25 protein-coding genes are annotated in these 26,858 nt (G+C 70.4%); 12 read left to right on the forward strand and 13 right to left on the reverse strand.

Annotated features, from left to right (window positions below):
• Nucleotides 1-68: 68 nt before the first annotated feature.
• Nucleotides 69-914, forward strand: coding sequence for a hypothetical protein (locus WMF29_RS41780; RefSeq protein ID WP_437325658.1), 846 nt, complete (start codon nt 69-71; stop codon nt 912-914).
• Here WMF29_RS41780 and WMF29_RS41785 read toward each other — a convergent pair.
• Entirely contained in the window at nt 895-1,206 is a 312-nt protein-coding gene (locus tag WMF29_RS41785; RefSeq protein ID WP_437325659.1) for a hypothetical protein, read from the reverse strand. The two genes, WMF29_RS41780 and WMF29_RS41785, sit on opposite strands and share 20 nt — an antisense overlap.
• A 21-nt stretch (nt 1,207-1,227) precedes the next feature.
• On the opposite strand from WMF29_RS41785, the gene WMF29_RS41790 reads away from it, so the two are divergent.
• From WMF29_RS41790 to WMF29_RS41800, 3 genes are all read left to right on the forward strand, one after another.
• Nucleotides 1,228-1,635 (forward strand): hypothetical protein, encoded by a 408-nt coding sequence (locus WMF29_RS41790; protein WP_437325660.1) that lies wholly within the window; start codon nt 1,228-1,230, stop codon nt 1,633-1,635.
• Between the two features lie 163 nt (nt 1,636-1,798).
• Entirely contained in the window at nt 1,799-2,164 is a 366-nt protein-coding gene (locus WMF29_RS41795; RefSeq protein WP_437325661.1) for a hypothetical protein, read from the forward strand.
• A gap of 398 nt (nt 2,165-2,562) precedes the next feature.
• Nucleotides 2,563-3,387, forward strand: coding sequence for an SIMPL domain-containing protein (locus tag WMF29_RS41800; protein ID WP_437325662.1), 825 nt, complete (start codon nt 2,563-2,565; stop codon nt 3,385-3,387).
• A gap of 52 nt (nt 3,388-3,439) precedes the next feature.
• Here the strand turns inward: WMF29_RS41800 and WMF29_RS41805 are convergent, their stop codons facing one another.
• On the reverse strand, nt 3,440-4,141 hold the full coding sequence (locus WMF29_RS41805; protein WP_437325663.1) for an alpha/beta hydrolase family esterase: 702 nt from the start codon (nt 4,139-4,141) through the stop codon (nt 3,440-3,442).
• On the opposite strand from WMF29_RS41805, the gene WMF29_RS41810 reads away from it, so the two are divergent.
• Nucleotides 4,128-4,388, forward strand: coding sequence for a hypothetical protein (locus WMF29_RS41810; protein ID WP_437325664.1), 261 nt, complete (start codon nt 4,128-4,130; stop codon nt 4,386-4,388). The two genes, WMF29_RS41805 and WMF29_RS41810, sit on opposite strands and share 14 nt — an antisense overlap.
• A gap of 454 nt (nt 4,389-4,842) precedes the next feature.
• On the opposite strand, the gene WMF29_RS41815 is transcribed toward WMF29_RS41810, so the two are convergent.
• The 8 genes from WMF29_RS41815 to WMF29_RS41850 form a co-directional block, all read right to left on the reverse strand.
• The gene (locus WMF29_RS41815; protein WP_437325665.1) at nt 4,843-5,646 is read right to left on the reverse strand and encodes a hypothetical protein; all 804 of its coding nucleotides are present in this window, start codon (nt 5,644-5,646) and stop codon (nt 4,843-4,845) included.
• 370 nt (nt 5,647-6,016) lie between these two features.
• Nucleotides 6,017-7,405, reverse strand: coding sequence for a sigma-54-dependent transcriptional regulator (locus WMF29_RS41820; RefSeq protein ID WP_437325666.1), 1,389 nt, complete (start codon nt 7,403-7,405; stop codon nt 6,017-6,019).
• Between the two features lie 3 nt (nt 7,406-7,408).
• Nucleotides 7,409-8,278: a DNA-3-methyladenine glycosylase family protein gene (locus WMF29_RS41825; protein WP_437325667.1), complete on the reverse strand. Its 870-nt coding sequence runs from the start codon at nt 8,276-8,278 to the stop codon at nt 7,409-7,411.
• Between the two features lie 55 nt (nt 8,279-8,333).
• Nucleotides 8,334-8,933 carry a DUF488 domain-containing protein gene (locus WMF29_RS41830; RefSeq protein ID WP_437325668.1) on the reverse strand — a complete coding sequence of 200 codons (600 nt, stop codon included), beginning with the start codon at nt 8,931-8,933 and terminating at the stop codon, nt 8,334-8,336.
• Between the two features lie 185 nt (nt 8,934-9,118).
• Nucleotides 9,119-9,457, reverse strand: a complete 339-nt coding sequence (locus WMF29_RS41835) for a carboxymuconolactone decarboxylase family protein (RefSeq protein ID WP_272102195.1) — start codon at nt 9,455-9,457, stop codon at nt 9,119-9,121.
• A gap of 224 nt (nt 9,458-9,681) precedes the next feature.
• The gene (locus tag WMF29_RS41840) at nt 9,682-10,890 is read right to left on the reverse strand and encodes a cytochrome P450 (RefSeq protein WP_437325669.1); all 1,209 of its coding nucleotides are present in this window, start codon (nt 10,888-10,890) and stop codon (nt 9,682-9,684) included.
• A gap of 15 nt (nt 10,891-10,905) precedes the next feature.
• On the reverse strand, nt 10,906-13,347 hold the full coding sequence (locus WMF29_RS41845) for a proprotein convertase P-domain-containing protein (protein WP_437325670.1): 2,442 nt from the start codon (nt 13,345-13,347) through the stop codon (nt 10,906-10,908).
• Between the two features lie 36 nt (nt 13,348-13,383).
• Nucleotides 13,384-14,979 carry an ATP-binding protein gene (locus tag WMF29_RS41850; RefSeq protein ID WP_437325671.1) on the reverse strand — a complete coding sequence of 532 codons (1,596 nt, stop codon included), beginning with the start codon at nt 14,977-14,979 and terminating at the stop codon, nt 13,384-13,386.
• Between the two features lie 192 nt (nt 14,980-15,171).
• On the opposite strand from WMF29_RS41850, the gene WMF29_RS41855 reads away from it, so the two are divergent.
• From WMF29_RS41855 to WMF29_RS41865, 3 genes are all read left to right on the forward strand, one after another.
• On the forward strand, nt 15,172-15,648 hold the full coding sequence (locus WMF29_RS41855) for a hypothetical protein (RefSeq protein WP_437325672.1): 477 nt from the start codon (nt 15,172-15,174) through the stop codon (nt 15,646-15,648).
• Nucleotides 15,649-15,739: 91 nt separating this feature from the next.
• Nucleotides 15,740-16,156, forward strand: coding sequence for a thiol-disulfide oxidoreductase DCC family protein (locus WMF29_RS41860; protein WP_272102190.1), 417 nt, complete (start codon nt 15,740-15,742; stop codon nt 16,154-16,156).
• Between the two features lie 812 nt (nt 16,157-16,968).
• Nucleotides 16,969-17,259, forward strand: coding sequence for a cupin domain-containing protein (locus WMF29_RS41865; protein ID WP_437325673.1), 291 nt, complete (start codon nt 16,969-16,971; stop codon nt 17,257-17,259).
• Between the two features lie 137 nt (nt 17,260-17,396).
• Here WMF29_RS41865 and WMF29_RS41870 read toward each other — a convergent pair whose 3' ends face one another.
• Nucleotides 17,397-18,905: an FAD-dependent oxidoreductase gene (locus tag WMF29_RS41870; protein WP_437325674.1), complete on the reverse strand. Its 1,509-nt coding sequence runs from the start codon at nt 18,903-18,905 to the stop codon at nt 17,397-17,399.
• Nucleotides 18,906-18,992: 87 nt separating this feature from the next.
• Here WMF29_RS41870 and WMF29_RS41875 point away from each other — a divergent pair, with 87 nt between their 5' ends.
• Complete coding sequence (locus WMF29_RS41875) at nt 18,993-19,637, forward strand: TetR/AcrR family transcriptional regulator (protein WP_437325675.1); 645 nt, start codon at nt 18,993-18,995, stop codon at nt 19,635-19,637.
• A gap of 74 nt (nt 19,638-19,711) precedes the next feature.
• On the opposite strand, the gene WMF29_RS41880 is transcribed toward WMF29_RS41875, so the two are convergent.
• Both WMF29_RS41880 and metG read right to left on the reverse strand, forming a co-directional pair.
• The gene (locus WMF29_RS41880) at nt 19,712-21,166 is read right to left on the reverse strand and encodes a hypothetical protein (protein ID WP_437325676.1); all 1,455 of its coding nucleotides are present in this window, start codon (nt 21,164-21,166) and stop codon (nt 19,712-19,714) included.
• A 289-nt stretch (nt 21,167-21,455) separates the two neighbouring features.
• Complete coding sequence (gene metG / locus WMF29_RS41885; RefSeq protein WP_437325677.1) at nt 21,456-23,528, reverse strand: methionine--tRNA ligase; 2,073 nt, start codon at nt 23,526-23,528, stop codon at nt 21,456-21,458.
• 180 nt (nt 23,529-23,708) lie between these two features.
• On the opposite strand from metG, the gene WMF29_RS41890 reads away from it, so the two are divergent.
• The 3 genes from WMF29_RS41890 (at nt 23,709) to WMF29_RS41900 (ending at nt 26,761) form a co-directional block, all read left to right on the forward strand.
• Entirely contained in the window at nt 23,709-24,317 is a 609-nt protein-coding gene (locus tag WMF29_RS41890) for a Dps family protein (RefSeq protein ID WP_437325678.1), read from the forward strand.
• A 154-nt stretch (nt 24,318-24,471) separates the two neighbouring features.
• Entirely contained in the window at nt 24,472-25,761 is a 1,290-nt protein-coding gene (locus WMF29_RS41895; RefSeq protein WP_437325679.1) for a phytoene desaturase family protein, read from the forward strand.
• Nucleotides 25,762-25,780: 19 nt separating this feature from the next.
• A complete protein-coding gene (locus tag WMF29_RS41900; RefSeq protein WP_437325680.1) occupies nt 25,781-26,761 on the forward strand; it encodes a sigma-70 family RNA polymerase sigma factor in 981 nt (326 codons plus the stop codon).
• Nucleotides 26,762-26,858: the final 97 nt, after the last annotated feature.

Raw genomic sequence — 26,858 nt, forward strand, 5'->3', positions numbered from 1 at the left:
GGTGAGCCCGCGCTCGCGCGCCGCGCGCAGGGAGCCGCCGGGTCATACGCCAGAAATGGGGGGAACCCATGTCTCTCAAGCAGACATTCATCGTGCTTGGCTGGGCTGGGGTGCTGTCGGGCTGCGCCGCCGAGGTGGTGGACATCGGTGCGTGGGATGAGCCAGTGGGGGAATCCCAGGGGGCCCTTCTCAGCGGCAACGCGCTCAGCGCGAACGCGCTGAACCTCAATGCCTTGAACCTCAACGCCTTGAACCTCAACGCCTTGAACCTCAACGGTCTCAGCGCAAAAAGCCTCGCCGCGCTCCGGGATCCGGGCCCGAGCGGCGCGCTGGCGCGCGAGTTCGTGCGTTATGCGACGAGCTGCGCCCTGAGCAGCGCGGCGTCCTTCGCCTTCTCATGGACGGACTCCAGCGGCGCCATCCACAACGAGCGCTACCCCGGGCTGCTCGGCGTCGCGCCCACCTGGACGAGCGGGCCGCTCGACGAGCTCGGGCAGCGGATGGTCTCCAGCTGCGTGGCGGCGCGCGTGAACTACTATCAAGTACCGGTCGTCCTCTCCGCCCGCTCGCTGCGGGATCCCCTGAAGACGCTCTCCTCGAGCCAGGAGCTCATCGATTATCCGGACGTCGAGGGGGCCTTCTGGGGCAACCTGTTCGCGGCGCAGCCCTACATCAACGCCTGCTACAACAGCGCGACGGTCGACAACTCGCGCGCCCACCAGCGCGACTGCGCGGCGGGCCACCTGATCTCCGGGAGCCAGATCGTCGAGTGCGGGGTGATCCGCATCGCCGGACCATGCAGCCGGGTCTGCCAGAGCCTCAACGGGGCCGGCCAGTACTACCCATCCTGTATCGACCGCCCCGGCCAGAGCACCGCGACCACGAAGGAGGTGATCACCACCGCCTTGCCCTGACCGGCGCGCCGCCTCGGCCCGCGACCGACCCGCCAGCGCACCGTTCGGACAGGGTCTCGGGCGAGCTCGACACGAAGCGCGGCGGCATGGGGCTCGCGCCGCCAATCGTGGACGCGACCGGCGGATACTGCCGCAGGTACTCCTGCTCTTCCGCGTAGCACTGACGCGAGAGCCCCTCGCAGCTCGACGGGTCGTTCCAGCACTGTCCCTGGCCCGCGCTTCGCACGATTCGACACGTGGGGAAGTTGTTGAGCTGGCGTCGCTCTTCCAGGAGGGCGAGCGCATCGACCATCTTCCGTCACCGGCAGCGAACGTGGCGACTCGCCCTCGATATCCTTGGACGGTCGACGCGCTCGATACCTCGACGACGCCCGCCACCGTGCTCCGCTCGGCCGCCATCGAGATTGGCTTCTCCAGGCAGGACGTGAAAGGCGCGATCTTCTATTGGTCGACGACCTCTGCCGGAGTGCGGCGGGGGAAGATCCCTCGCCGCACTCCGGAGAACCACATCGTGGGCAAGCCCCCGACGACGTACTCCGACGGCGACAAGGTCAAGTGTGTCGCATGCCGCGTGGTCTCGCGCGATGGCAAGTACATGGCAGCCCCTGTGTCCGCTGACTCCGGGAACAGCCTGTGGATCCTCGGGGTAACTACTTCAGGGGGCTCTGGATCGCCTTCGGCCCCCTCTGCCCCAAACCCCGAGGCGACAGGCAACTCGTAAGGTGGTCCACAGCGCGCACCCTAAACAGCGATTCTTCGAGGAGCAAGTCGATGTGATATGCCGGTTCATGTCATGACAGGTCGCACGATACAGCCCCGCGAGGCGGTTCCACGGGGCGTAAGCTGATGACAGGGCGGTCGCTCGTGGTGTAAAGTGCATACGCATGACAGCAAGGGGATGGGTGGTGGTGTTCGCGGCAACGATCGTGATCGGATGCGGCGAGAGCAGTGACGGCAGCGGCGGTATCGCGCGGCCCGTCACGACGTTCAACGGTGTTCCCTACGGCGCGACATGCGACGGGGACGCGAGCTGCGGGGGCCAGCAGGACTCCTGCTGCCTGGGTGGCAAGTGCTCGGCCGAAGGCTGGTGCAGCCCCAAATGCGAGAGTGATCAAGACTGCCCCGAGGGCTTCTACTGCATCGATCACAGCGGAACCCGCTGCTTCTCCGCTTGCGAGGACGATCGCGACTGCCCGACGGACTTCATCTGCGAGGAGAAGAGCGGGCACAGGACCTGCCGCTTCAAGTAGCCGCGGGGGCGGCCTCCGTGCCTCCGGCGCGCGGAGGCGTCGCGCAGCTCGCCTCGGGACCTCGCGCGGCTACAGGCCTTGCACGTGCGGTATTCTCACGAGCTTCGGCAGATCGTGTCGAACTCGCACGAGCCCGATTGCGTCGCGCTGGTGGCGATGCAGCTCTTCGAGCTGGGCGCATGAGGCACGAGCCGAGCAGCGAAGGACGTTCTGTCAAGCCGGGGCAGGTCCCGCAGCTGGTCAGGCGGGCGCCTCGCGGGCAGACGCCGTAGTTTACAGACGCGAAGGGCCCATGAGCCCGCCCCTCGCGGTCGAGCCTCCTCGGCCCTAGATTCGGCGCGCTGACAGCAAACTCGGCTGCCGGGCGCAGCCGATCCGCTCGAAGGAGGAGAATCGCGATGCGTCCTATTATGCCGACCCTCACGCAAAGCCTCATCGCAGGGCTCGCGCTCGGGCTCATGACATGCATTTCGTCGACCGCGCTCGCCGGGCGCCCCGTCGCCAAGCGCGTCGCAGCGGATAGCCTCGCAGCCGAGGAACCCGAGGCCGCGACGGAGAACGCCGAGAAGCGGACCATCACGATCGACGGCGTCGGCGAGGTCACGAGGCCTGCGGATTCGATGCGCACGAGCATCGGCGTCGAGGCGCGCGAAAAGACGCTCGAGGCCGCGCGCGACAAGGCCGCGTCCAGGTCGCAGGCCGTGCTCGCCGCCCTGCGCGGCCTCGTCATCCCAGGGCTGGAGATCCGCACGGTCGATATCTCGCTCTCGCCGATCCACGAGTCGAGCCTGGCGCCCGTGGAATTAACCGAGCCCAGGATCATCGGTTATTCGGCTTCCAACCAGCTCTCCGTCGCGCTGCGGGGCGCGTCGCCGGCCGAGCTGCAGGCCGCAGGCTCGAAGATCCTCCAGGCCGCGCTGACCTCGGGCGCCAACGACGTCGGCGGGCTCGAGTTCTTCCTGAGCAACCCCACCGAGGCGCGCCGGGCGGCCCTCGCGGCTGCCGTGCAGGACGCGCAGGCGAGCGCCAAGGCGGTGGCCAAGGCGGCGAACATCAGGATCGTCGAGCTGCGGTCGATCTCGGTCGGTCAACCGGAGCGTTTCGCCTACGCGCAGCAGATGAAGGCTGAAATGGGAAGCGCGGGCGCCTTCGCCGTCGAGCCCGGCAAGCTCCGTGTCACCGCCACGGTGACGGTCCGCGTCGCGTTTGCCCCGACCCCGTGAGCCCAGGGCGACGGCCCGCAGGCGGCGCCCGCGATCGCAGCTCGGGGCGAGCTTACGGCATGCCCGTGAAGAAGTCGTACATCGCCTTGATGGCAAAACACGGCACGCCGTGGCTCGTGTTGCTGTACGAGGGGTCGTCGTGTGAGCACCAGATCGTCGGCTCCGAACAGCCGCTGTAGGACACGCAGCCGGGGTTCACCGTCTTGCCGCTGCTCTGGCAGCCCATCACCTGGGAATACGGCGTCGAGCTCATCTCGCACATGTTGGCGGTGCGGAACCTCGCGACCGTGCTCGCCCCGTCTCCCCCGCGGACGGTGTCGTTCTTGCCCTGGATGTACATCACGGGCACGGACACCTGCAGCGCGCCGTAATCGGAGGCCGCGACGGGCGCGACCGCCCTGAAGTTCAAGTGCTCGGCATCGGACTTGTGCGCCAAGATCTGCACGATCATCTGCGCGCCGGAGCTGTGGCCGGTGGCGAACACGCGGTCCATGTCGATGCAGTAGTTGTCCATGAGGTCGTCGTAGATCCGCAGGACCTTGGAGATATCGCTGTTGTAGTTCCAGCATCCACCTCCGTCCGACGACCGTCCCACGGCGCGCACGTACTCCGTCTCGAAAGCCGACCCCCGCGTGAGGTTGATGAACTGGTCGATCGGGTTGCCGCAGGCGTGGAACCCCATCAGGAGCGGGAGAGGGGTGTTGCCATCGTAGCTGTCCGGGAACGTGTAGATGTGATCGTTGTCGACCTTCACCGTTCCGCTCGCGGGCCGCCCCGACTTGCCGCAGCCTGGGCTCGGGTTGCCCGCCGGCGGTTCCGTGCCGCCGGTCCCCGTGCCGCCGGCCCCGGCCTGCGGTCCGCCCCCGGTCGACCCACCTGTCGTGCCGCCGCTGGTCGTGCCACCGCTGGAGGCGCTGGCGTCATCGCTCGTTCCCCCTGTCGAGGTGGTCTCCCCTGCGCTCGCAGACGTGTGGGCTCCGCCTTCGCCGCCCGTGGCCTGACCGGTTCCGCCACCTCCCGTACCGGGTGAGCCTGTCTCGGACGAGCAAGCGAGGAACAGCAAAGCGACTGCGGGGAAAGCGGAATAAGCACCTGGTCTCGGCATCGTCTAGACCCTCTCTATGAACGCCCGATTCGTCTTTCCGCGCTCGCCCCGTGCCGATCCCGCGATGATCTCGGGCGATGATACGCCTCACCTGGAGGCACCAGCCAGTCCGTCAGGGCGGCTGCGCAGAAGGACGAAAGGTCCGGTGCGCATGGCGCGCCTCTCCGTGGCAAAGCGGAAGAAGGATCGACGAATCGACTGTGAGCGTTCACATGGTCGGCGTCAATCAAAATGGACCGGCGCGACGCCGTCCTTGATGCCGGCCGGTGCGCGGCGACGGCAACCGCGCGTCCGTCGACTCCCACGGCAACGATCCGTGGGAGTTCGACGCGCAGGGGCCCTTCGTCGGGTCAGTTGGCGATGAACGCGCAGCACCCGGCGAGACAGATGTAGCCGTCGGCGCACCCATCGCTGCAGGGATCCGAGCACGTCGGAGCCGAACCGCCTTCGCCGCCGCCGGGGTCGGAACCGCCGCTATCGGAGCCGCCGCCGGGATCGGAGCCGCCGGGGTCGGAGCCGCCGCCGCCATCGCTCTCGCCCGTGCTCCCGTCATCGGGGCAATCGTGCCCGCCGTCGTCGCTGCCGCCCGGATCGCCTGAGCTGCTGTCCCCCGGGTCGTCGGAGCCGCTGCCGGGGCCGCCGTCGCAATGGCCGGGGCCGATGCCGCCCTCGTTGAAGTCCGCAAGCGCATCGGACAGCGCGACGGCATCCTCGGCCGCGCCGCCTTTCTTGATGCCGTAAGGGAGCCGGCCATCGGCGTCCTTGTTGTCCTTCATCCACGCCTCGGCGTCCGCGAGCGCCCCGCCCAGGGCCGCGTCGCTCGCGCCGCTGCCCACGTTCAGCAGCGCGGCGATCAGCTGGTGGCCCAGGATGAGGCTGGTGTCGCCCCGCGGCGGCGTCTGAAAGAGATCCATCAGCTCCGCCTGGGAGTACACCTCTCCTCCGATGGTGAGCGTCGATGTCGGCCAGCTCTCCTCGTGGTTCTTCCAGTAGCCCTGGGTGAGCGTACAGCCGTCGCCGTCGGACCCGGGCGGCGTTCCGACCACGTTGCCCGTCCCCTCGCCGAAGCGATCCGCGTCGCCGTTCCCACAGGCGACGAGAGCGGAGCCCACCAGCGACAGACACCCCACGAGCATCAACCTGCCAAGCATCATGATCCCTCCTGAAGTTGCGCGTCGTGCGATGGGCGCTCCTCGCGAGGAGCGAGCGACATCGCGCGAGCCAGGCGGCGGGCATCGCGCCGGATCGGGGTGCACAGGCGACCCCGCTCCGACGGGACCAGGTTCTCGATCCACCCGCCCCAGCTGCAGCTCATGAGGAGCCGCGCTCTCGGTTCCTTCAGTGCCGGCCTGCGCTCGGCGCGGCTCATGTTTTTGGGGGTGCGTTCCGGTCACGTGTCGTTCTTGAGCGATTGAATTTTTCCTTCATCAACACATGAGTGGTCGAGACCACTTCAGCTCGTGAGATCCCGTGTCATTCTCGTTCGATCAAATTCTTCCTTCACCAGCGAACGAGTGACCGAGGTCACTTCAGCCCATGACGATCCATCTTGTTGAGCAGCCCCTGCCGCGACAGCCCGAGCCGCGCCGCTGCCTGGCTCCTGTTGCCCTGGGTCGCCCGGAGCGCGGCGGCGATCTCGCGCCGCTCCAGCGCCGTGATCTTCTCTTCCAGCGTCGCCCCCTCGGCCGGCTCGTCGTCGCCTGCCAGAGCCACGGGACCGCTGCCTCGCCGGGCCGGCGAGAGGTCCTCCTCGAGGATCTCCCCCCTGCCCCCGGCCATCACGAGCGCGCGCTGCATCTCGTGCCGGAGCTCTCGCAGGTTGCCGGGCCAGTCGCAGGCCTCGAGCCGGCGCATCGCGCCGGGCGAGATCGCGGTCGCCGGCGAGCGCGGCACGAGGGCCCGCGACAGGTTCAGGAAGTGCTGCGCGAGGAGCGGCAGATCGCCCACGCGATCCGCGAGCCGCGGCAAGGCGATCTCGATCCCGCGCACGCGCCAGTAGAGGTCGTCGCGAAAGGTCCTGTCCGCCACCATCGACTCGAGCGCCCTGTGGGTGGCGGACACGACACGGACGTCCACGGTCAGCGGGCGCGCCGCGCCCACCGGCAGGATCTCGCCCGTCTCGAGCACGCGCAGGAGCTTCACTTGCAGCGCCGGCTCCATGTCGCCGATCTCGTCGAGGAACAGGGTCCCTCCGTCCGCCTCGACGAACAGGCCGGGAGCGTCCTTGATCGCGCTCGTGAAGGCGCCTTTCCTGTGGCCGAACAGCGTCGATTCCAGGAGGGTCGGCGCGAGCGCGCCGCAGTTGACGGCGATGAAGGCCTTGTCCTTCCGGCGGCTCCTTGCGTGCAGGTAGCGGGCGAACACCTCCTTGCCCGTGCCCGACGCGCCGGTGATGAGCACTGGAACGTCGGTCGGCGCCGCGCGCTCGCACAGCGTCCTCGCCTCGAGGAAGGCCGGCGACTGGCCGAGCATCGCGGAGGCGTCGCCCTCGCGGGCGGCGAGCGAGCGCTCGAGCTCCATCACCCGATCTTCGAGCGCGAGGCGCGCGGCCGCGCGAGCGACCACGGAGAGCAGCACGTCCGGGTCGACGGGCTTGGCCAGGAAGTCGTATGCGCCGCGCTCGACGAGGCGCAGCGCGAGCGGGGTCTCGCCCGCGCCCGAGACGACGATCACCTTGGCCGCGGGCCGCTCGGCGAGGAGCCTGTCCGCGAGCGCCGCGCCCTCCTCGGGGCGGCCCGACGGCGGGAGCATCAGGTCGAGCACGACGAGGCGCGCGCTCGTGCGGCGGAGCTCCGAGAGCGCCTTCGGGGCGGCCCCGGCCTCGGCGACGGCGTAGCCCTCCAGCGCGAGGAGCTCGCGGTAGGCGTCGCGGAACCCCGGATCGTCGTCGATGAGCAGGACGGTCTCGGTCACGGGTCACGGTATCGCGTCACCCGGGCGCGCGGCCAGCGAGCTCAGCAACAGATGGAAGTACAACATCCCGCGATAGGGACCGAGTGCCTCGACGAGCTCGCCCCCGTGCTCGCCGGCGATGGCGCCGAGGCCGCGAGCGGCCGCCACGTCTCCGCCCGGAAAGACATCGAGCCGGCGAAAGCCACGGAGCAGGATGACCGACGCGGTCCAGGGCCCGATGCCCGGAAGCTCGCGCAGGCGCCGCTCGATTTCACCATTGGCCAGTGCTTCGAGCTCCTCCTCCCGCAGCTCGCCCGCCGCGATCATCCGCGCGCATGTCCGCAGCGCGTCCGCCTTCGCTCCGCTCAGCCCGAGGGTGCGCAGATCGTGCGGGGTCGAGCTCGCCACGACCTCGGGCGGAGGGAACGGGAACAGCCGCTGCCCCGCGAGGTCGACGGGGCTCGCGAACCGAAGCACGAGGCGTCGCACCGCCGCCATCGCCGCTGCCAGGCTGAGCTGCTGGAAGACCACCGAGTTCACGATCGCCTCCCAGAGCGAGGCAAAGCGTGGAGGCTTGACCCCGCGGAACCGCGCCGCGAGCGCGGCGACGGCGGGCAACCGCTCCGCTCGCGCGTAGAATGGCACCAGATCGATGTCGGTCCCGAGCAGCCGGGTAACCAGGCCGCGCCACCTCCTCGGATCGTGGACGTCCCCGAAGAGCTCGACGCGGAGCCGCGTCCCGCCTGCCTCCTCGGTCACCGCCCAGGCCACCGGGCCGCGCGCGGTGTCGAACGCCCGCAGGTAGCGGCGATCCGCGGACCACGTGTCGACCGGGTTCTCGGGGCGCCTCTGAAGCGCGGCAACGGTGAGCGCGAGGCGGAAAGGCGTCCTCACTTGAACGGTGATCCTCGTCGTTCGGGCCGCGGTTCGGTGCGACATCGTGCCGAGCTCAATGCGAGCGCACGCGTGGGCCGGTGCGCCGCGCGGGCGACGTACGCGCCTTCGTCGCGCCCAGGGCCCGCCTCCTCGACGAGGTAGGGTGTTGCGCCGCGAGGGCTCGATCTCGGGCCCGGGGGGCGGCCTCTGCCGGGACGTGGGCGGCCGGTGCACGGATGCGAGCCCTGCGCAACCGCTGCTCGATCCTTTCGCGGAGGACGACAGCCTGGTTGTGGAGCTCGTCCTTTGCTCCGTACACGAGCGTGAGCGTCCCGCGCTTCGCCTGCGCGACGAGCTCGTCCACGAGCCCCGAGGCCGGCTGGCGGCGGAGCTCCTCGCGATAGCGCGCCGCGAACTCCTCCCATCGGGCAGCGTCGTGACCGAACGAGCGGCGGAGCTCGTCGCTCGGCCCGACCTCCTTCATCCAGGCGTCGATCGCGAGCGTGTCCTTGCGCACGCCTCGCGGCCACAGCCGGTCCACGAGCACACGGTACCCGTCGGCCGCTTCGGGCTGCTCGTAAGCCCTCTTGAGGAGCACCGCGTCCGCCGTCTCGGCACCGACGCGCGCAGTCCGCGCCCTCCCCGTCGCCGTTCGTCGCCTCACGTTGGCCACGCCCCCTTCTTCCCTTCTCGTTGCAAACCCTACGAGGCGAGGCGCGCTTTGACCACGACGAGCGCAAGATCCTCCAAGCCCTCGCGCTGCACGACGGTCTCCCGGCCAATCTGCCGGTGATTCGTGGACTCCGCCTTCCCGGTGCTCATGGCCCTCCTCCTTCGAACATGGGCCTGGACGCCGGCCTATCGGGTCGGCGGCTCCCCCATCGCGGCGATCGCGATGACCGAGTGCGCGAACGCGCCGCCCGCGCGCATCTCGGCTGCGACCCAGATGGCCTCCATGATCTCCTGCTCACTCGCTCCGTGTCGAAGCGCGCCCTGGGTGTGGCCACGGATGCAATACGGGCACTGCGTGACGTGCGCCACGGCGACGGCGATGAGCTGCTTCACTTTCGCCGGCAGGGCGCCCTCGGCGAACACGCGCTTGCTGAACTCGCGGAAGGCCTCGTCCGGCTCGGGCGCCAGATCGTGCCGTTTCTGCGAGGTCTCCTTCGATTGCAGCGGGTACACCTGGTCTCCCATGGCCTTCTCCTCATCGCTGGCCCGGGGGCTTTTTCGATGCGGCGGCCGCGTCGCACAAGCAAGGAAGCCTCTTTATTCGGCGTCCGGCGCAACGGGTGCCGGCTACGGCATTCGGCCGACCGCCGGCCCTGGCATTCCCCGACGCACCGATCGCGGAGACGTGCTCGTTCGCCGTCGCTCGCGCCCATTCCCAGCACGGGACGCCTATTTCTCGCCGCCGCGCGCTACCTGGCGGGGCGCGCGCACCGGACCGGCATCGCTTTCACGCCGCTCACCCAGTTCGAGCGGAGCCGCACCGCCGGCCCGGCGAGCTCGAGATCGGGGAGCCTGCGCAGGAGCTCCTCGAAGGCGACCCGCGCTTCCAGGCGCGCGAGCACGAGGCCCAGGCACACGTGCGGGCCGATGCCGAAGGAGAGGTGCTCGTTGGGCGTCCGGCCGACATCGAATTTCTGCGGATCGCTGAAGACCGCCTCGTCGCGGTTGGCCGAGACGTACCACAGCACCACCTTGTCCCCGGCGGCGATCCGCTGCCCGCCTATCTCGGTGTCTCGCACCGCGGAGCGCCGGAAGTAATAGACCGGCGGCGTGAAGCGCAGCATCTCCTCGATGGCGGTCGGGAGGAGCGAGGGATCGTCGAGCAGGCGCCGGCGCTGGTCGGGGTGCTCGAGGAGCGCGAGCATCCCGTTTGAGATGAGGTTCTTCGTGGTGTCGTGGCCGGCCGTGAGCAGCAAGTTGAAGAAGCCGCCGAACTCCGTGTAGGAGAGCTTCTCGCCGTCCACCTCGGCGGCCATGAGCAAGCTCAGCATGTCGTCCTTGGGCTCCTTCCGCCGCTGCTCGGCGAGCCCGTGCGCATAGGCGTTCATGTTGTGGAGCACGGCGTTCAGCTCCTCGGGCGTGACGCCATAGGCCGGATCGCTGGCCCCGAAGAACCGCGTCGTCCAGTCGAGCATCTGCTCCTGATCCTCGCGGGGGACGCCGAGCACCTCGAGGATCACGGAGAGAGGCAGCTTGCCCGCGATGTCGCTGGCGAAGTCGCACCCGCCGCGCTCGCAGGCGTCGTCGATGAGCCTCGTCACGAGCTCCCGCACGTGGCTTTCGAGGCGCTGGATGACACGGGGCGTGAACCCCTTGCTGACCAGCGCCCGGAACCGGCCGTGCCGGGGCGGATCCATCATGATCATGACATCGGGGTTGTCGCGCATGTCCCCCGGCGGGAGATCCTCGATGAAGAGGCCGCGCCCCGAGCAGAACGCGGCCGGATCGCGCGAGATGCGGGCGACGTCGGCGTGCCGCGTGATCGCCCAGAAGCCCCTGCCCGCCGGCTCGGGGTGCCAGTAGACGGGCGCCTCCCGGCGGAGGATCTCGAAGCGATCGTGCGGCGCGCCAGCGAGGTAGAGGTCCGGATCGAGGATATCGACGGTTTCAGGGGTCATCTGGGCAGGATCTCCTCAGGAGCTTTGCGAGCGCAACCGCTTACAACGTATCCGGGCCAGCGCGATGAGCGCGAGCGCCGCGGGCCATGGCCACGGGGGCTCGTCACCTCCCACGAAGCGGCACCCGCAGCCGCTCGTCTTGTCGCTGCTGGCGGATGGGTCGCCGTTCGAGCCGGCGCCCGCGCCGGTGCCCGACGCGGGGGTGCCGGTCGCCGCGCCGCCGGCGCCGCTGCCGGTCGCGCCGCCTTCGCCCGTGGTGCTGCCGCCGCTCGTGCCGGCGCCGCTGGCCGCCGTGGCGGTGCCGGTCGCCGCGCCGCCGGCGCCGCTGCCGGTCGCGCCGCCTTCGCCCGTGGTGCTGCCGCCGCTGCCCGCCGCGGCGCCGCCGACCCCTGCGCCGCCGGCGCCGCTGCCGGTCGCGCCGCCTTCGCCCGTGGTGCTTGCGCCGCTCGTGACGGCGCCGCCGGTCGCCGTGGCGGTGCCGGTCCCCGCGTCGCCAGCGCCGCTGCCCGTCGCGCCGCTCTCACCCGTGGTGCTTCCGCCGCCGGTACCGCCGCCTTCGCCCGTGCTGCGGCGCGGGCAGCCCAGGACCGACACGTCGTCGATCGCGAGACCGGCGAGCTGGACGCTCGCGTCGCTGTCGAGGTGGAACACCACCTCGACTCGCTTTCCGGCGTATCCGCTGACGTCGGCGTAGTGCGTGCCCCATCCCGCGCTCTCCTGGAGCACCAGGTTGGAGCTACCGACGGTCGTGGTCATCGATGCATCGAGGAACTCCCAGAGACGCCTGGCGCTCGCACCCCCGACCTCCCGGATCTCCACCCACCCGTGGTCCGAGGATGCATTGTCGAGCTGGTACTTCATCGCCCAGCGGAGCTGGATGGGCGCCTCCACCCCGGACAGGTCGATCGGCGGCGAGACGAGATCCTGATTCGAGCTCGCGTTGTACACGCCCGAGAGGTTCGTCTTCCAGCATTGCGTCCCGCCGTTGCACGTCGCGATCGGCGCGGCGCTCGGTGTGCCGACCGCCCACGCGTCGGCCGTACCGGCGTGCGTGAAGCCCTGCGCGCCGCCCTCGAAGTCCGCCGACAGCAGGGCGGCCGGGGCGTCGCCGCTCGAGCAGGAGGGCGCGGGGATCGGCGCGTCGCAGATCGTGAGGCTCCACGCGGACAACGCGCCGAGGTTGTTCGAGTTGTCCGTATCGTCCCGGAGCGTGAGCGTCCACCGGCCTCCAGCGGTCTCCCCATCGAACCAGTGCAAGCGGTAGTCGAGCTCCGGCTGCACCATCATGCCGTTCAGCAGGGTGAAGTGTCCGGCCGGGAACGCAGCCTCGTCGTCGATCGTGAGTTCGAGGTTCGGGTAGGTCCTGCTGCCGATATCGGTGAAGAGACCGTTGGTGTTGCCGGCCGGCGAGACGAGGTACACGTCCACGTCGGGGGGCATGGGATGGCTGAGCCGGATGCTCACGTTCAGGTCACCAATACGGGGCGCGCCCGGGACGTCGATGAACGACGTCGTGGGCGCTCCGAAGACGATGTCCCGGGGCACGTTCGCGCTGTCGTACGTGGTGCACCCCACGCTCGGCGCCGCCGGATGCACGCTCACGCTGAGCCCGTAATCACCCGCCGTCACCGAGCCCGTCACCGTCACCCTGTAGGTGCCCGCTGCCTTCACCGTCGCGAAGATGGCGTCCGAGTACGGTGTCTCGACAGGCCCGGACTGGTTGTCCACCTGGATGTCGAACCCGGACCCGAAGGGGCCGATCGCGAGCGCGGCGGCGAACTGCGTGAGGTCGCGCGTCGGGTCCTGATCGAGGCTCGCGAAGAGGGTGTCGCCGGCGTTGAGGGAGAGCGAATAGCTGTCGACATCGGTCGCGCCGCTGTGCGTGCCAGCGATCCAGCCGGTCGCGGGGAGCGCCTGCGGTGTCGTGTCGTTCGGCTCGACCTCCGCCATGGGCACGCCGCTCTGCACCTTGAGGTGGAGGTCGTAGGGGCGCACCTGGACGGTCGCGGAGGGCACGCGCACGCGCGCGTAATACCTTCCTGCGGTCGCGAGGGGCGTGCCCGCGATGCTAGGCGACAAGCCCCCGAACGACCCGTTGAAGACGTCGGTCTCCAGCACGGTCGTGCCGTCCTGATCGAGGATGTCGAGGTCGGCGTCCTGCGACGCGGTGGAAGACGCGGACATCACGGCCGCGTAGACACGGCTCCCGGCGGGCGCCTGGAACGAGAAGAGATCCGCATCGCCGTCCGGAACGAGGTTGGCGCGCACGACCGTGTCGCCGGAGATGGCGTTCGCCTGCAACGCCGTCCCGTTGGGCTCCGCCTCCGAAACGAGATCCTGTCCGACAGCCAGTCGTGCTTTGCCAAGGCCGTCGCCTTCGTTCGCGCCGCAGCCGGCGAGGATCAACGCCGCCGCCCCCAGCGCAGCGGACGAGCTGATGAAATCCCTGCTTCTCACGTCGTTTCCCTTCCGTTCAACTGCCCCGATACCACCTCACCCCGCCGCCTCCGCCGCCCTCTCGGGCCACCGCGCCTCGAAGCGCGCGCCGCCCCCCGGGGCGCGCTCGTGGCGCAGCGCTCCCCCGTGCCGCTCCAGCCAGCGTGCCGCGACGGCCAGGCCGAGGCCCGTGCCCGGGTGCTTCGCGTCTCGCCCCCGCCCCGTCACGAACGGCTGGAACAGCATCGCCTCGATCTCGGCCGGCACCCCCGGGCCGTTGTCCTCCACGCGCACGACAACGAAGCCGCCCTCGCCGCGCGTGACCACCGCCCGGATCCGCCCCTCGGGGCTCCCGTCGAGCGCGATGGCCGCGTTCTGCAGCAGCGCCGTCGCGACGTCGAGGAACGCCCCGCGATCGGCCTCGACGAAGATCGACCCGCCTGACTCGGACGCCACCTCGATGGGCGGCGCGCCCTCGCCGACGATCTGCCGGACCTGGCTCGCCGCGAGCCGCAGCGTGGAGAGCACGTCGACCTCGCTCACCTCGAGCGGCCTCGGGCGGCTGTAGCGGAGGAGATCGTCGAGGAAGCGCCTCGCCCGGTCGACCTGGGCGCGCAGCGACGCCACGGTCTCGGGCCTGGCGCCCTGCCGCTCGAGCAGCTTCGCCTGCGCGGCGATGACCCCGAGCGGATTGCGGATCTCGTGCGCGACCGCGCTCGCGAGGCGGCCGAGCTCCGCGAGCCGCTCGGCGTGGTCGGCGCGCACCTCGACGCGCTCGATCTCGTCGGCGAGGTCGCGGACGCCGATGGGCCTCGAGAACAGCCGGCGCCCGAGGTGCTCCACGACGAGCATGCGCAGCGGGTCGGACGGGAGCGCGGCGAGGAAGACGACGAAGGCGAGCCAGCCGAGCGACGCGCCGCCGCCCGGCGCGAGCGCGGGCAGGACCTTGAAGAAGACAACGAGCCCGAGCGTCGAGACGAGCGCCGTCAGGCCGGCGTAGGCGAGCCCCTGCGCGAAGACGCGGCGGGAGCGGCCCAGCTCGCCGATGAGCACGGCGTAGGCCACGAGCAGGATGGCGAGGAGCAGGAGCGGCGCGCCGAGGAGCACGTCGCCCAGCCGGAGCACGCGCAGCACCACGACGAAGCCGCCCCCGAGCGTCGCGAGCACGCTGCCGAAGAAGAGCGCGGCGATGCGCCGCCGCTGGAGCCCCCGGGCCGCGAGCGCCGCGCGCCCGATGTGAACGGCGACCACGACCCAGGCGACGGCCATGACGACCGAGAGCGGGAAGAACAGCGGTCCCGGCGAGCGGGCCGCAGGGCCGTAGAGGAGGCGCGGGTCCACGGCCCCGAGCAGCGCGACCGCGGCGCTCACGGCGTAGGCCAGGGCGACGGGGCGGCGCGAGGCGCCGGCGACGTCGGCGTAGGCGTGGGCGAGGCCCGCGGACACGATGATCCCGCTCGGAATGACGTGCTCGGCGAGGGCGAGCGTGCCGTCGGTCTCGAGCAGGATGAGCCCTGTGACCCAGAAGGCGAGGAAGAAGCAGAGGGCGACGAGGCCGCGGCCCACGTTGCGCCCGAGCCGCAGCGCGGTGACCGCGACGGTCACGGCAGCGGCCCAGAGCGGGTAGTACGCGAGAGCGACCAGGGGTCTCACACGGCCTCGGCGGGGTAGGAAGCCCCGACGATAGCGCCAGAGGCCCCGGGGGCGCGAGGTGTCCACGGCGTGGACACCGGCCTGCCCATGGCCTGGGCACCGCGGCCCGCCGCCGCGCCTCGATGCGCCCGATCGGCGCGGATCCCGCCGATGGCACGGGCGCTGCTGAGAGGCCTATCGAGGAGACGAACCATGGCAGACGCGGTCGAAAGCTATCTCATCGCGGTGTACGGGGCCTATGCGGTCATCAGCGTCGGACTGACGATCTGGATCGCCCGCACGCTGTTCAAGAATGGATCGGTGTTCCTGGAGGAGGTGTTCGCCGACAACCCGAGGATGGCCGAGGCGGTGAACCGCCTGCTCGTGGTGGGGTTCTACCTGGTGAACCTGGGGTATGCGTCGCTGATCCTGAAGGCGGAAGGCTCGGCGACGCTGACGGAGGCGGTCGAGGTGCTGTCGTCGAAGCTGGGCCTGCTCTTGCTCTCGCTCGCGCTGATGCACTTCACGAACCTCCTCGTGTTCCACCGCATCCGCCGCCGCGCGAAGCTCGCGGTCCTGCCGCCTCCGGTCGCGCCGCAGATGCGCATCGATCCGCGCACGGAGCGCGCGGAAGAGGAGATGGCCGCGCAGCGACAGCGCCGGCGGGCCGTCGCGGAGGTCTCGGCGTGACCAGCGCAGACGCGGGCGCGGGGCGCCGTGGCGCCTCGCGCTGGCGGCGCGGCCAGGCGCCCTGGCCTCCGCGCTGCGAGGAGAGCGGGCCATGATCGAGCGAATCACCGTGCTCTATGACGCCGAATGCGCGCTGTGCGCGCGGTGCCGCCACTGGATGGAGCACCAGGCGGCGCTGGTCGAGATGGAGTTCCTGCCCGCCGGCTCGCCCGAGGCGGCGGAGCGGTACGGGGCCGTGCCCTGGCTCGGCGAGGAGCTCGTCGTGATCAGCGATCGCGGCGAGGTCTGGGCCGGCCCCGCGGCCTTCATCGTGGCGCTCTGGGCGCTCGAGGGGTACCGCGAGTGGTCGTACCGGCTGAGCGGCGACACGCTCTCGAAGATGGCGGAGCGCTTCTTCCACGCGCTGTCGGGCAACAGGAAGTGGCTCGCGGGCTGGTTCGGTCACCCCTCCTGCGCGAGCGGCTCCTGCCGGCTGCCGGGAGCGCCGGCGGCAGGGCCTTATCGGTGAAGAGAGCTAGTTTCGCCCGCCAGAGGTCCGGCCAGGGATCCGGAGAGAGATTTCAACGCAAAGTCGCAAAGCCGCAAAGTCGCAAAAAAAGAACAGATTTTGTGTAGTTGATCGCCCGCGCGCAGCGGCTACGCCGCAGCATGCGACGCGATCGCATCCAAGGCGTGAGCCTGCCGGTGATTGGTTGCAACCGGCCCGACTGCTGGCCTTCTCCGAGACGCTGCCCCTGACCGGGGCGTGTCCCCCTGCTTTGGACCGTTGACAAGCGGCAAGCCGTGAACTACAAATGTAGTTGTGTGGGAGGGGCGTTCCAAGAACCTCTCCTGATGCGGAGACGCGTGAGGGCCCTGTCAGGAAGTGTGCGGTGAAGAGGCGCTCGGCGGCGGCAGTTGCCGCAATCGCCACGCAGCTCTGAGCTCGCCCCGGACGGTTCGACTTGGAAGAGGAGTGCCATGGGAAAGAGCGTGCTCGATTGCAAGTTTCCATCGACGTTGTTCGGCGGTGCGGCGTTGTTGCTCCTTCTGGTGAGCGCTTGTGCGACGCAACCGTCGCCGGCGCCTGTGTCCGCTGACTCGAAGCTCCCGCTGAACGGGCCGGAGGCGACGCCGATCGTTCGAACGCAGGAAACCGAGGGCGGCGCGGCTCCAGTGCCGGCGGCCAACGCCAACCAACTTGCCTCGCCTGCGGTGCAAGCGCCCCCGAATGCACGAGCTCCGGCGACGACCGCGCCAGGCTCCGCAGGAAGCGCGGAGCGCGCCCAGGAACCGAAAACTGCCCAGGGGATCTCGCGCACGCTGCTCGATCAGTCGGACTTGCAGGAGCTTCCCGGGTGGGAGACGCGGATGTACCTCATCGAGTATGCGCCCGGCGTCGCGGCGCCGCCGCACCACCACCCGGCGCCTGGCGTCGGGTACGTGGTGAGCGGCAGCTTCGAATCCACCTTCGAGGGCGGCAAGACCATCGAGGTCCGCGAAGGGCAGAGCTTTCGGGACTTGCCGAACGTGCCCCACGTGATGTTCAAGAACACGAGCGCCACGAAGCCGCTCAAGTTCGTCATATCTTACGTGGTCCGCAAGGGCGCTCCAGTGCTGGTCGTCCCGTGACCACGCTTCGCATCGTCGAAGCAACGGTCGGCTGGCACCAAACTCCCTCATGGCCCTCGCCGCTGCCAGAACGCACTTCGCTCACATCGGGTTTGCGCTTCTCTGTCGCGCCCGTCGCAGACCCGCCATCGCAACGCTCAGCTGAACGCAGCGAGATGGTCCGAGACTGCCGAGGCGTCGCCGGCGTCGGAGATCAGCGCGACGTAGCCGTCGGGGCGGATGAGCACGAGGGTGCGCTCCGTCGCGCCGTAGGCGCGGGCGAGATGGCCAGCGGTGTCGGCTACGTCGTCGGGGCCCGTCGGCTGTCCGACGACATGGAGCGTCCTCAGGTCGGAGGCTGAGGCGCCGATCGCCGGCGCGGGCCCGAAGCTCAGCAACGTGAAGCGCCCGCCGCGCGTCAGCTCGAACAGCCGGCGTTCACCTTGCACCGTGGTCAGCTTCGTCGCGTCGGGGGCGCGGTCGCCGGCGCGGAGCAGGGCAGCCGCGTCGCGGTCGTCGCGCGCCAGGCTAGAGCCGCGGTAATGGATGTCGAGCTGGGTGACGCTCGCATCGCGGCGGATGGCGACGTCCTTCCGCTCGAGCACCTGCTGGAGGCGTGAGTTCGAGAGCGCGAGCACGCCGGCTGCGATCGGTCGCCGCTCGGCCTCGTAGCTGTCGAGCAATGCCGGCGAGGCGCCCTTCGCGACAGCCGCCAGCTTCCAGCCGAGGTTGTGCGCGTCCTGGATGCCCGTGTTCATCCCCTGGCCGCCGGCGGGCGAGTGGATGTGCGCCGCGTCGCCCGCGAGGAACACGCGACCCTCGCGATATCTGTCGACGAGGCGGACATTCGCGCGCCACAGCGACGACCATATCGGCTCGTGGAGCCGGAGGTCGGTGCGGCCGCTCCGCCGCTCGAGGATCGCCAGCATGTTCGCGAGGCTGAGCTCGGGGTCCTGTCGCGGCGCGACGACGGCGTGATACTGGAAGACGTCGGTCGAGGGCAGCGGGCACAGGCCGACGACGCCCTCCTCGTGCCACCAGATGTGCCAGGCGTCGCGGTCGAGGCCGTCGACGCCGACGTCGGCGACGATCATCCGCACTTCCTCGCGGGTCTCGCCCTCGAACGCGATGCCGGCCTGCTTGCGGACGACGCTGTGGCCGCCGTCGCAGCCGATCAGCCAGCGCGCGGCGACCGTCTCCGCCTCACCGCCCTTGACGACCACCGCCGACACGCCTTCGTCGGACTGCTCGAAGCTCGCGAGCGCAGCGCCGAACTCGACCGCGCCGCCGAGCTCCAAGAGCCGCAGCCGCAGCGCTTCCTCGGTGCGCCACTGGGGCGTGATCAGGCTCGCCGGATAGGGGATGTCGGAGCGACCCGTCAACGCCTCGGGGACGGCGCCGCCCAGCGTCACCCGGCCGTCGGGAGCCGTGGAGCGGAGCGGCATCGCCATCCGGCCGTGGGCGATCACGCGATCGACGATGCCGAGATCGTCGAAGACCTCGAGCGTGCGCGGCTGGATGCCCTTGCCGCGCGAGCCGGGCCGCGGGCCTGGGGCGGCCTCGATCAGGCGGAAGGACACGCCGCTGCGGGCGAGCTCGCAGGCCAGCGTCAGCCCGGTCGGGCCGGCGCCGACGATCAGCACTGCGCACGCCTCGGGATCCGCCATCGTCAGCCTCCGGTTGAAGAGAGCGATCCATCTCTTATCATCCGCGGCGTTGATAAGAAATGAAAATCTCTCTAAACAATCGGGGCCATGACGACAGGAACACGATCGCGAGCGCGCCGCAGGCGACGCGGCGCGCAGCTCGAGGCCGATCTGCTCGACGCGACCTGGGAGGAGCTGGTCGAGGTCGGCTTCGCGAACCTGACCATGGAGTCGGTCGCCGCGCGCGCTCGCACGGGGATCGCGGTCCTGTACCGTCGCTGGGCGAACAAGGACGAGCTGGTGTTCGCCGCCATCCAGCACCGCCGCGACGCCAACCCGGTCGCGGTCCCCGACACCGGCGCCCTGCGCAGCGACCTGCTCGCCCACCTGACGGCCCTGAGCGACGCCCTCGCCGGCTTCTTCGCCATCGCCGCGGCCGCCGCCTTCTCGGGGTTGCTGGCCGGCACCGGCCTGACCCCCTCGCAGGTGCGCGACAAGGTCATGGGCACCCGGACGCCGCGTGTCCGCGTCCCCTACCAGCGCGCCCACGACCGCGGTGAGATCGACCTCGAGCGCATTCCCTCCGCCGTGCTCGCCCTGCCGTACGACCTCGTGCGGCACGACCTGCTCATGGATCTCAAGCCGCTGAAGCCCTCACGCATCCAGTCCATCGTCGACGAGCTCTTCCTGCCCCTCGTACAGAGCTTTGGAGCGCGCGAAGGCGATGCAGCACGTCGCGTTCGGCGTCGATGACGTGGTGACTGGTCCACGAAAGCGCGGCGCATGCAGCGTGGCCGTACGGTGGAACCGGTGATGCCGCGAGCCCTTCACCGCGGGCGACGCGGCGGCGGAGGGCGCCCCGTCGGGCCACACCGGAACCGCCTTCGGCGGCGAAACAGGCTGTAGGGCTCGGCAGGGTCGCGCTCTTCATCGCGGCTGCCCTCTTTCGCGCAGAGCGCCCCATCCACGAGCGCGCACCAGATGACATCGCACACACGAGCGGCCCTCTCGACGCTGGCACATGGATCGCTCTCGGTCCCGAAGCGACAGGCCTGGAGGAGCGCATCCGTCGCAGCGCGACGCGCCCGCTGGACGTCCGCCAAAAATCCCACGAGTCCTCCCGGCTTGTCCATCCAGGCCCTGAGCCACGTCGGTGAGACAAGAGCCATGCAATCGGTCACCCCAGCACCTCGCCGCGTCATGTGAGTGCCGAGGTACTCCACGAGGTACGGGGGCCACGCGACGTGCGGCTCGGAAGCCGCCTTGCACGCACGCAGCGTCGATAAACCACGATCGACGATGTCGTCCTCGATGGCCGCGAGGCGATGAGGCGCCGCCCAGTGGGCGCGCGCCGCGTCATCTCGGAACCGGTAGGCTCCTCCGTCATCCGTGACGACGAGCCGGCGCGCCGGATCCGGAGCGCGCTCGAACGCCTCGAGCTCAGCCAGGTCAACGCCCACCGCTCGCACGAGATCGCCAGGCGACACGGGAGCAAGGATCGCTGCAAGCGCGTCGAAGGCACGCGCGGCGAGCGCTCCCTCCTCACCCGAGGACGCCAGAGCGTGCCGTGCCCTGGTAGCCTCGTCGGGCGGTGTACGATCCGCCGGGAATGACATCAGGGTCGTCTCCTCCGCCGCCCACGCGAGCCGTTCGCGCCACGACACACCGCTCGGCGCGTACACCTCGGAGTCGACGGACACGACGATATGCGCACCGTCGCCGGGGTCGCGCAGGAAAGGCTCTCGTGGATCCGGCCACGCGTCGGCAGCGCGTTCGAGGCCGTCGAGGACCACGAGCAATTGGGGGTTCTCCTCGTCAGGCACCGAGGATACCCATCCGACACCACCCAGAGCCAGCCGAATGGCCGCCCTCAGCTCCCCCGGGCTCCGCGGACGGCTGAACATGGCCGTCGGCGATCCCTTGAACAGGCCGAAGAGCAGCTTCAGCATGTCGCGCTCGACCGCGGTCCCGAAGCGAGCGCTGACAGGCACGAAGATCACCTCCGCGGCCCGGCGCTCGGCCACCGACAGGGCCCATCGCGAAAGCAGGGCAGAGCGGAAGCTCGGGTCCGCGCCCGCGACGAGCGCGCAGGCAGGCCCCCCCGTGAACCAGGCATCGAGGGCGCCGAGCAGCGTACGGGTTTCCTGCGGAGCAGGGTCGAGAAGGACGTCCTCGGCGACGGACCGCCAGAAGGCGGCGAGCCCGCCGTGCGACCGCGCAAGACCGCCCTCCGGGCCGCGCAGGGATGACAGCGCGGCCTGCTGCCCGGAAGGGCCGTTCATCAACGTCTTCCTGCGTTCATGAAAATCTTCCGTGTACCCGGGTTGTAGGTCGACTCCCCGTTCCAGGGCCCGGTCTTAGTCAGGTTCTTTGGCGGGTGTCCCTGGACGGAGGTATGAGGCGTGTAGCCCTCTTCCTGGAAGAGCCTGGCAACATCTTCCTTCGTGGCGCCGGGGCCGAGTCGGTGCGCCAGGTTGGTGAGCGCCCAGCGCCGGGCGCAGGGCTTGCCATTCGGCACCGCGCAGTGCGGCGGCTGCGCGGCCCACCGAGCCCGCGTAGCCGCCAGCCGTCTCAATGCACCCGCATCCCCGGCTTCGCCCCCGAGTCCGGCGACAGGAGATGCACCGTCTCGTCCCCCGCCGCGAGCACCATCCCCTCGCTGAGGCCGAACTTCATCTTCCGCGGCGCCAGGTTGGCGCACACGATGACGAGCCTCCCGATGAGATCTTCCGGCTTGTAATACGCCTTGATCCCGGCGAACACCGTCCTCCGCGCCTCCCCGCCGAGCGAGACGGTCAGCTTGAGCAGCTTCTTCGCCTCGGGCACGTGCTCCGCCGCGACGATTCGCGCGACGCGCAGGTCGACCTTGCTGAAATCGTCGATCGTACACTCCGGCGCGAGCGGCTCCTTGGCGAGCGCCGCGCCGTCGTCCTCCGCGGCCGCGCCGCCGGCCGCCGCCTGGCCCGCCTCGGCGCTCGCCCCCGCCGCGCCGCCCGGCGCCGCCGCCTCCTCGGCAGGGCGGCCCTCCGCGATCATCTTCTCCACTGCGCCCGGCTCGACCCGCTTCATGAGGTGCTCATACGCGGCCACAGGCGTCCCCACAAGCGGCGTCTTCGCGAGCTCCCACCGGTCCATGGGGCACCCGAGCAGCCGCCCGACGTCGTCGGCCAGCTTCGGCAGCACCGGCGCCAGGTAGAGCACGATCTGCCGGAACAGGTTGAGCGCCACGGTGCAAACGGCCTGCACCTCCGCCTTCTTCTCGGGCTGCTTCGCCAGCGCCCACGGCTGCATCCGGTCGACATACTCGTTCGCCCGGTCCGCCAGCGCCACGATGCTCCTCGTCGCACGCGCATAGTCGAACGCCGCGTACGCCGCCCCGATCGCGTCGCCCTCCGCCGCCGCCGCCGCGAACAGGCCCCCGTCCTCCGGGTAGACCGCCGACAGCCCCGCCTGCGCCACGAAGCGCGACGACCGGCTCGCCAGGTTCACGACCTTGTTCACGAGCTCGGCGTTCACCTTGTTCACGAGCTCTTCCAGGTTCAGATCGATGTCGTCGACCTTCGAGCTCAGCTTGCTCGCGTAGTAATAACGGAGGTACGCCGGGTCGAGGTGCTTCAGGTACGTCGAGGCCAGCACGAAGGTGCCCTTGCTCTTCGACATCTTCTCTCCGTTCACGGTGAGGAACCCGTGCACCTGCACGCGCGACGGCAGCGAGAAGCGCGCGCTCTTCAGCATCGCCGGCCAGAAGAGCGTGTGGAAATACACGATGTCCTTCCCGATGACGTGGACGACCTCCGTCTCCTCGGATCGCCACCAGTCGTCGAACGCCTCGCCTTCCCGGTCGCACCACTCCTTGCTCGCGGCCATGTACCCTATCGGCGCGTCGAACCAGACATACCAGTAGTTCCCTGGCGCGTCGGGGATCTCGAACCCGAAGTACGGCGCGGGGCGCGATACGTCCCAGTCGCGGAGCGGCTCCGACAGGAAGTGCCCCGCGAGGTAGTTCGCGATCTCCTTCGGCATCCGCCCCTCGCCCTGCGTCCAGGTCGACAGGAACGGCCGCTCCGGCTCGATGGCCACCATGAGGTGCTGCGCGCTCCGCACCTCGGGCCGCGCGCCCGTGAGCGCGCTCCTCGGCTCGACCAGATCGGTCGCGGCGTAGGTCGAGCCGCACCGGTCGCAGCTATCGCCGTACTGGTCCGGGGCCGCGCACTTCGGGCAGGTGCCCTTGACGAAGCGATCCGCCAGGAACATGCCCTCCTGCGGATCGAAGAGCTGCGTGACCTCCTTCGTGGTCACCATGCCGCGCTCGCGCAGCGACGCCCAGATCTCCTCGCACAGCGCGCGGTTCGCGGGGGAGTTCGTGCTGCCGTAGTGGTCGAACCGGATCTGGAACGCCGCGAAATCGCGCTGGTGCGCCGCGCTCATGTCCGCGATGACGTCGGCCTCGCTCCGCCCCTCTTGCCGAGCGCGGATCATGATGGCCGTGCCGTGGGTGTCGTCGGCGCACAGGTAAATGCACCTCCGCCCGGTCATCCGCCAATAACGGGCAAAGATGTCGGTCTGGGTGTACTCGACGAGGTGGCCGATGTGGATGTGCCCGTTGGCGTAGGGCAGCGCGCTGGTGAGCAGGAGCCGTTTCATGCTGCGCTGGACTTTGCACGAAATCCCGGCCGGATGCGAGCGGCCGATGCGGCGCGGCGCGCGGACCGTTGCGCGGCCAGCAGCCCGCCGCCCGGCGCGGAGACGATTCCGGGTCTGCGACCTTGGACATAGCGAGCTGCCGCTCTATGTACTGGGTGGATCGATCACACGGGGGGAATCATGGCATCGAAGATCCTGAAACAACGTGGCAAGCACGGACAGACGCGAGCTTTCGAGGCCCAGCCGCTACTCCGGCAGCGGGGCGCCGAGATCCAGCCTTTCGGGACGGTCGTGGAGTATCAGCTGGCGCTGAGCGCGAAGACTCGCATTGCGAGCGTCAACGCGTTGAATCAGGTCCTGGCGGACACGCTCGTCCTGCGCGACATGTACAAGAAGCACCACTGGCAGGTGTCCGGACCGACCTTCTACCAGCTCCACCTCCTGTTCGATAAGCACTTCAATGAGCAGAACACGCTCATCGATCTGCTCGGCGAGCGGGTGCAGACGCTGGGCGGCATCGCGGTGGCGATGGCGCACGACGTCGTGGAGATGACGAGAGTCGAGCGGCCGGCCCGCGGCCGCGAGCAGGTGCCGGTGCAGATCTCGCGCCTGCTCGACGCCCACGAGGTGGTCCTTACGGACACGCACGAGGCGTTGAAGGTGACGGCGACGGGTGACGACGCCGGCACCGCCGACCTGCTCATGGGTGAAGTCCTCCGCATGAACGAGATGCACGTGTGGTTCCTCTCGGAGCACCTCGTCGACACGCCCCTCGTCCGCGCCACCTGAGCGACCCGCGCCCCCGCGCCTGCCAGCGGCGCGCGGGGGCGTTCCTCCGTCGCCCTTCCCCTCGCCCTGCCAGAGACCGCCCCCAAAATTCGACCCGGCGCGCGTAACCTTTCCGGCCCCCCGATCGTGGTACCGCCAGGAAAGGGGTCATGTGATGCGTACTACAAAAGACGTGGTGGTGATCGGCGGCGGGCTCGCGGGCCTGGCCGCGGCGGCGTACCTGGGCCGGGCGGGTCGGTCGGTCGCCCTCGTCGAGAAGGCGCACGCGCCGGGCGGCCGCGCCTCCACGCAGGAGAGCCACGGCTTCTCGCTGAACCTCGGCGCCCACGCGCTCTACCGCGGGGGCGCGGCGCACGAGGTGCTCCGCGAGCTCGGCGTCCGGTTCACCGGCGCGCCGCCCTCCCAGTCGGGCGCGCTCGCGCTCGACCGCGGCGCCCTCCACACCCTGCCGTCCGGCGCCTTGTCGCTCCTCACGACGGGCCTCTTCCCCCTCGCCGCGAAGGTCGAGATGGGGCGCGTCCTTGGCAGCCTCGCCGCGGCGAACCCCGCGCCGCTCGCGTCGGTCCCGGTCTCGGCCTGGCTCCGCGACGCCTTCCGGACGCCCGAGGTGCGCCGCTTCGTCAGCGCGCTCGTCCGGCTGTCGACGTACTGCGCCGACGACGATCGCCAGAGCGCCGGCGCGGCGCTCGCGCAGGTGCAGCTCGCCCTGAGCCACGGCGTTCTCTACCTCGACGGCGGCTGGAGGACCCTCGTCGACGGCCTGCGCGACGCTGCCGTGGCGGCCGGCGTGGAGATCTTCAGCGGCGTGCGCGCGACGCAGATCGCGGCCGAGGGCGGCGCCGTCTCCGCCGTGGAGCTCGCGAACGGCGACCGCCTCGGCGCCGGCGCCGTGCTCATCGCCGCGAGCCCGCGCGCCGTGGCCGCGCTCGTGCCTACGAGCACGGCGCTCGCCGCGCACGCCGAGCGCGCCGTCCCGGTCCGCGCCGCGTGCCTCGACGTCGCCCTGTCGAGGCTCCCTCGCACGCGCCCGGGCTTCGTGCTCGGCATCGACCGCCCGCTCTACCTGTCGGTCCACTCCGACGCCGCGCGCATCGCCCCCGCGGGCGGCGCCGTGATCCACACCGCCCAGTACAGCCCCGAGCTCGCCGGCCGCGACCCCGAGCGCGAGCTCGAGGATCTGCTCGACCGCGCGCAGCCCGGCTACCGCGACGCGATCGTCGAGCGCCGCTTCCTGCCCTCGCTCATCGTCTCCAACGCCGTGGTCACGGCGGAGGGAGGCGGCCACGCAGGGCGCCCCGGCGTCCGCGTCCCGGATCTCGACGGGCTCTTCCTCGCGGGCGACTGGGTCGGGCCGGCGGGCATGCTCGCCGACGCGAGCCTCGCCAGCGCGCGGGACGCCGCGAGGGCCGTCCTCTCGCGCCGCGCGCTCGACCGCGCGGCGTGACGGGGTTACCCGACGCGCCATGAGCAGCTCCACGGCCTCTCCTGCCCCGAGCGCGGGGCTCGCCGCCCCCGGCTTCGTCGCCGCGAGCTACCGCGAGCACGAGCGCTTCCTCTGGGCCCTCTCCTACCGGCTCACCGGCAGCGCCGCGGACGCGGACGACATCGTGCAGGAGACGTTCGTCCGCGCGCTGGAGCGCCCGCCCGCGCGCACCGGAGAGCCCGTCCGCCCCTGGCTCACGCGCGTCGCGCTCAACCTCGGCCGCGACGCCCTCCGGCGCCGCAAGCGCCTCGCCTACGACGGACCGTGGCTCCCCTCCCCGATCGAGGCGGAGCCCGAGCCCCCGTCGTTCGAGATCCCCGGCAAGGACGGCACCGAGGGCCGCTACGACCTCCTCGAGAGCGCGTCCTTCGCCTTCCTCATCGCGCTCGAGGCGCTGACCCCGCAGCAGCGCGCGGTGCTCCTGCTCCGCGACGTCTTCGACTACTCGGTGCAGGAGACCGCCGCCGCGCTCGACCTGTCGGAAGCCAGCGTGAAGACGACGCACCACCGCGCCCGCCGCGCCCTCGAGCCGTACGAGCGCGATCGTTGCCGCCCCTCGCCCGAGCTCGTCGAGCGGTCGGGCGCGGCGCTCGTGCGCTTCCTGCAGACCCTGGCGACGCAGGACGTCGCCGCGATCGAGGCGCTCCTGAGCGAGGGCGTCCGGGTCATCAACGACGCGAACGGCGAGTTCAAGGCGGCGCGCCGGATCGTCGTCGGGCCGAACCGGGTCGCGCGGTTCTACGTCGGCCTGCTGAGGATCGACGGCCCCGGAGCGCTCCGCCACGAGCTGCGCCTCATCAACGGCCTCCCTGCGGTCGTCATCGAGCGCAGGAGCACCGTCGAGAAGCTGGCGCCGCGGTTCGTCATGCGCTGCGAGATCGACGCGAGCGGCCTCATCACGGCGATCCACACCGTGCTGGCCTCGCACAAGCTGACGGCCGTGAAGGCGCTCGCTCCGTGAGTGCGACGACGGGGAAGCGCAACGACGAGGCCGGCAGGGTGAGCAGCGAGGAGACAGCCCCCTGCCGGCCGAGCACTGGAGTGAGTCGTGTCGCGGG

The sequence above is a fragment of the Sorangium sp. So ce381 genome (genome assembly GCF_051473845.1).
Lineage (GTDB): Bacteria > Myxococcota_A > Polyangia > Polyangiales > Polyangiaceae > Sorangium > Sorangium atrum.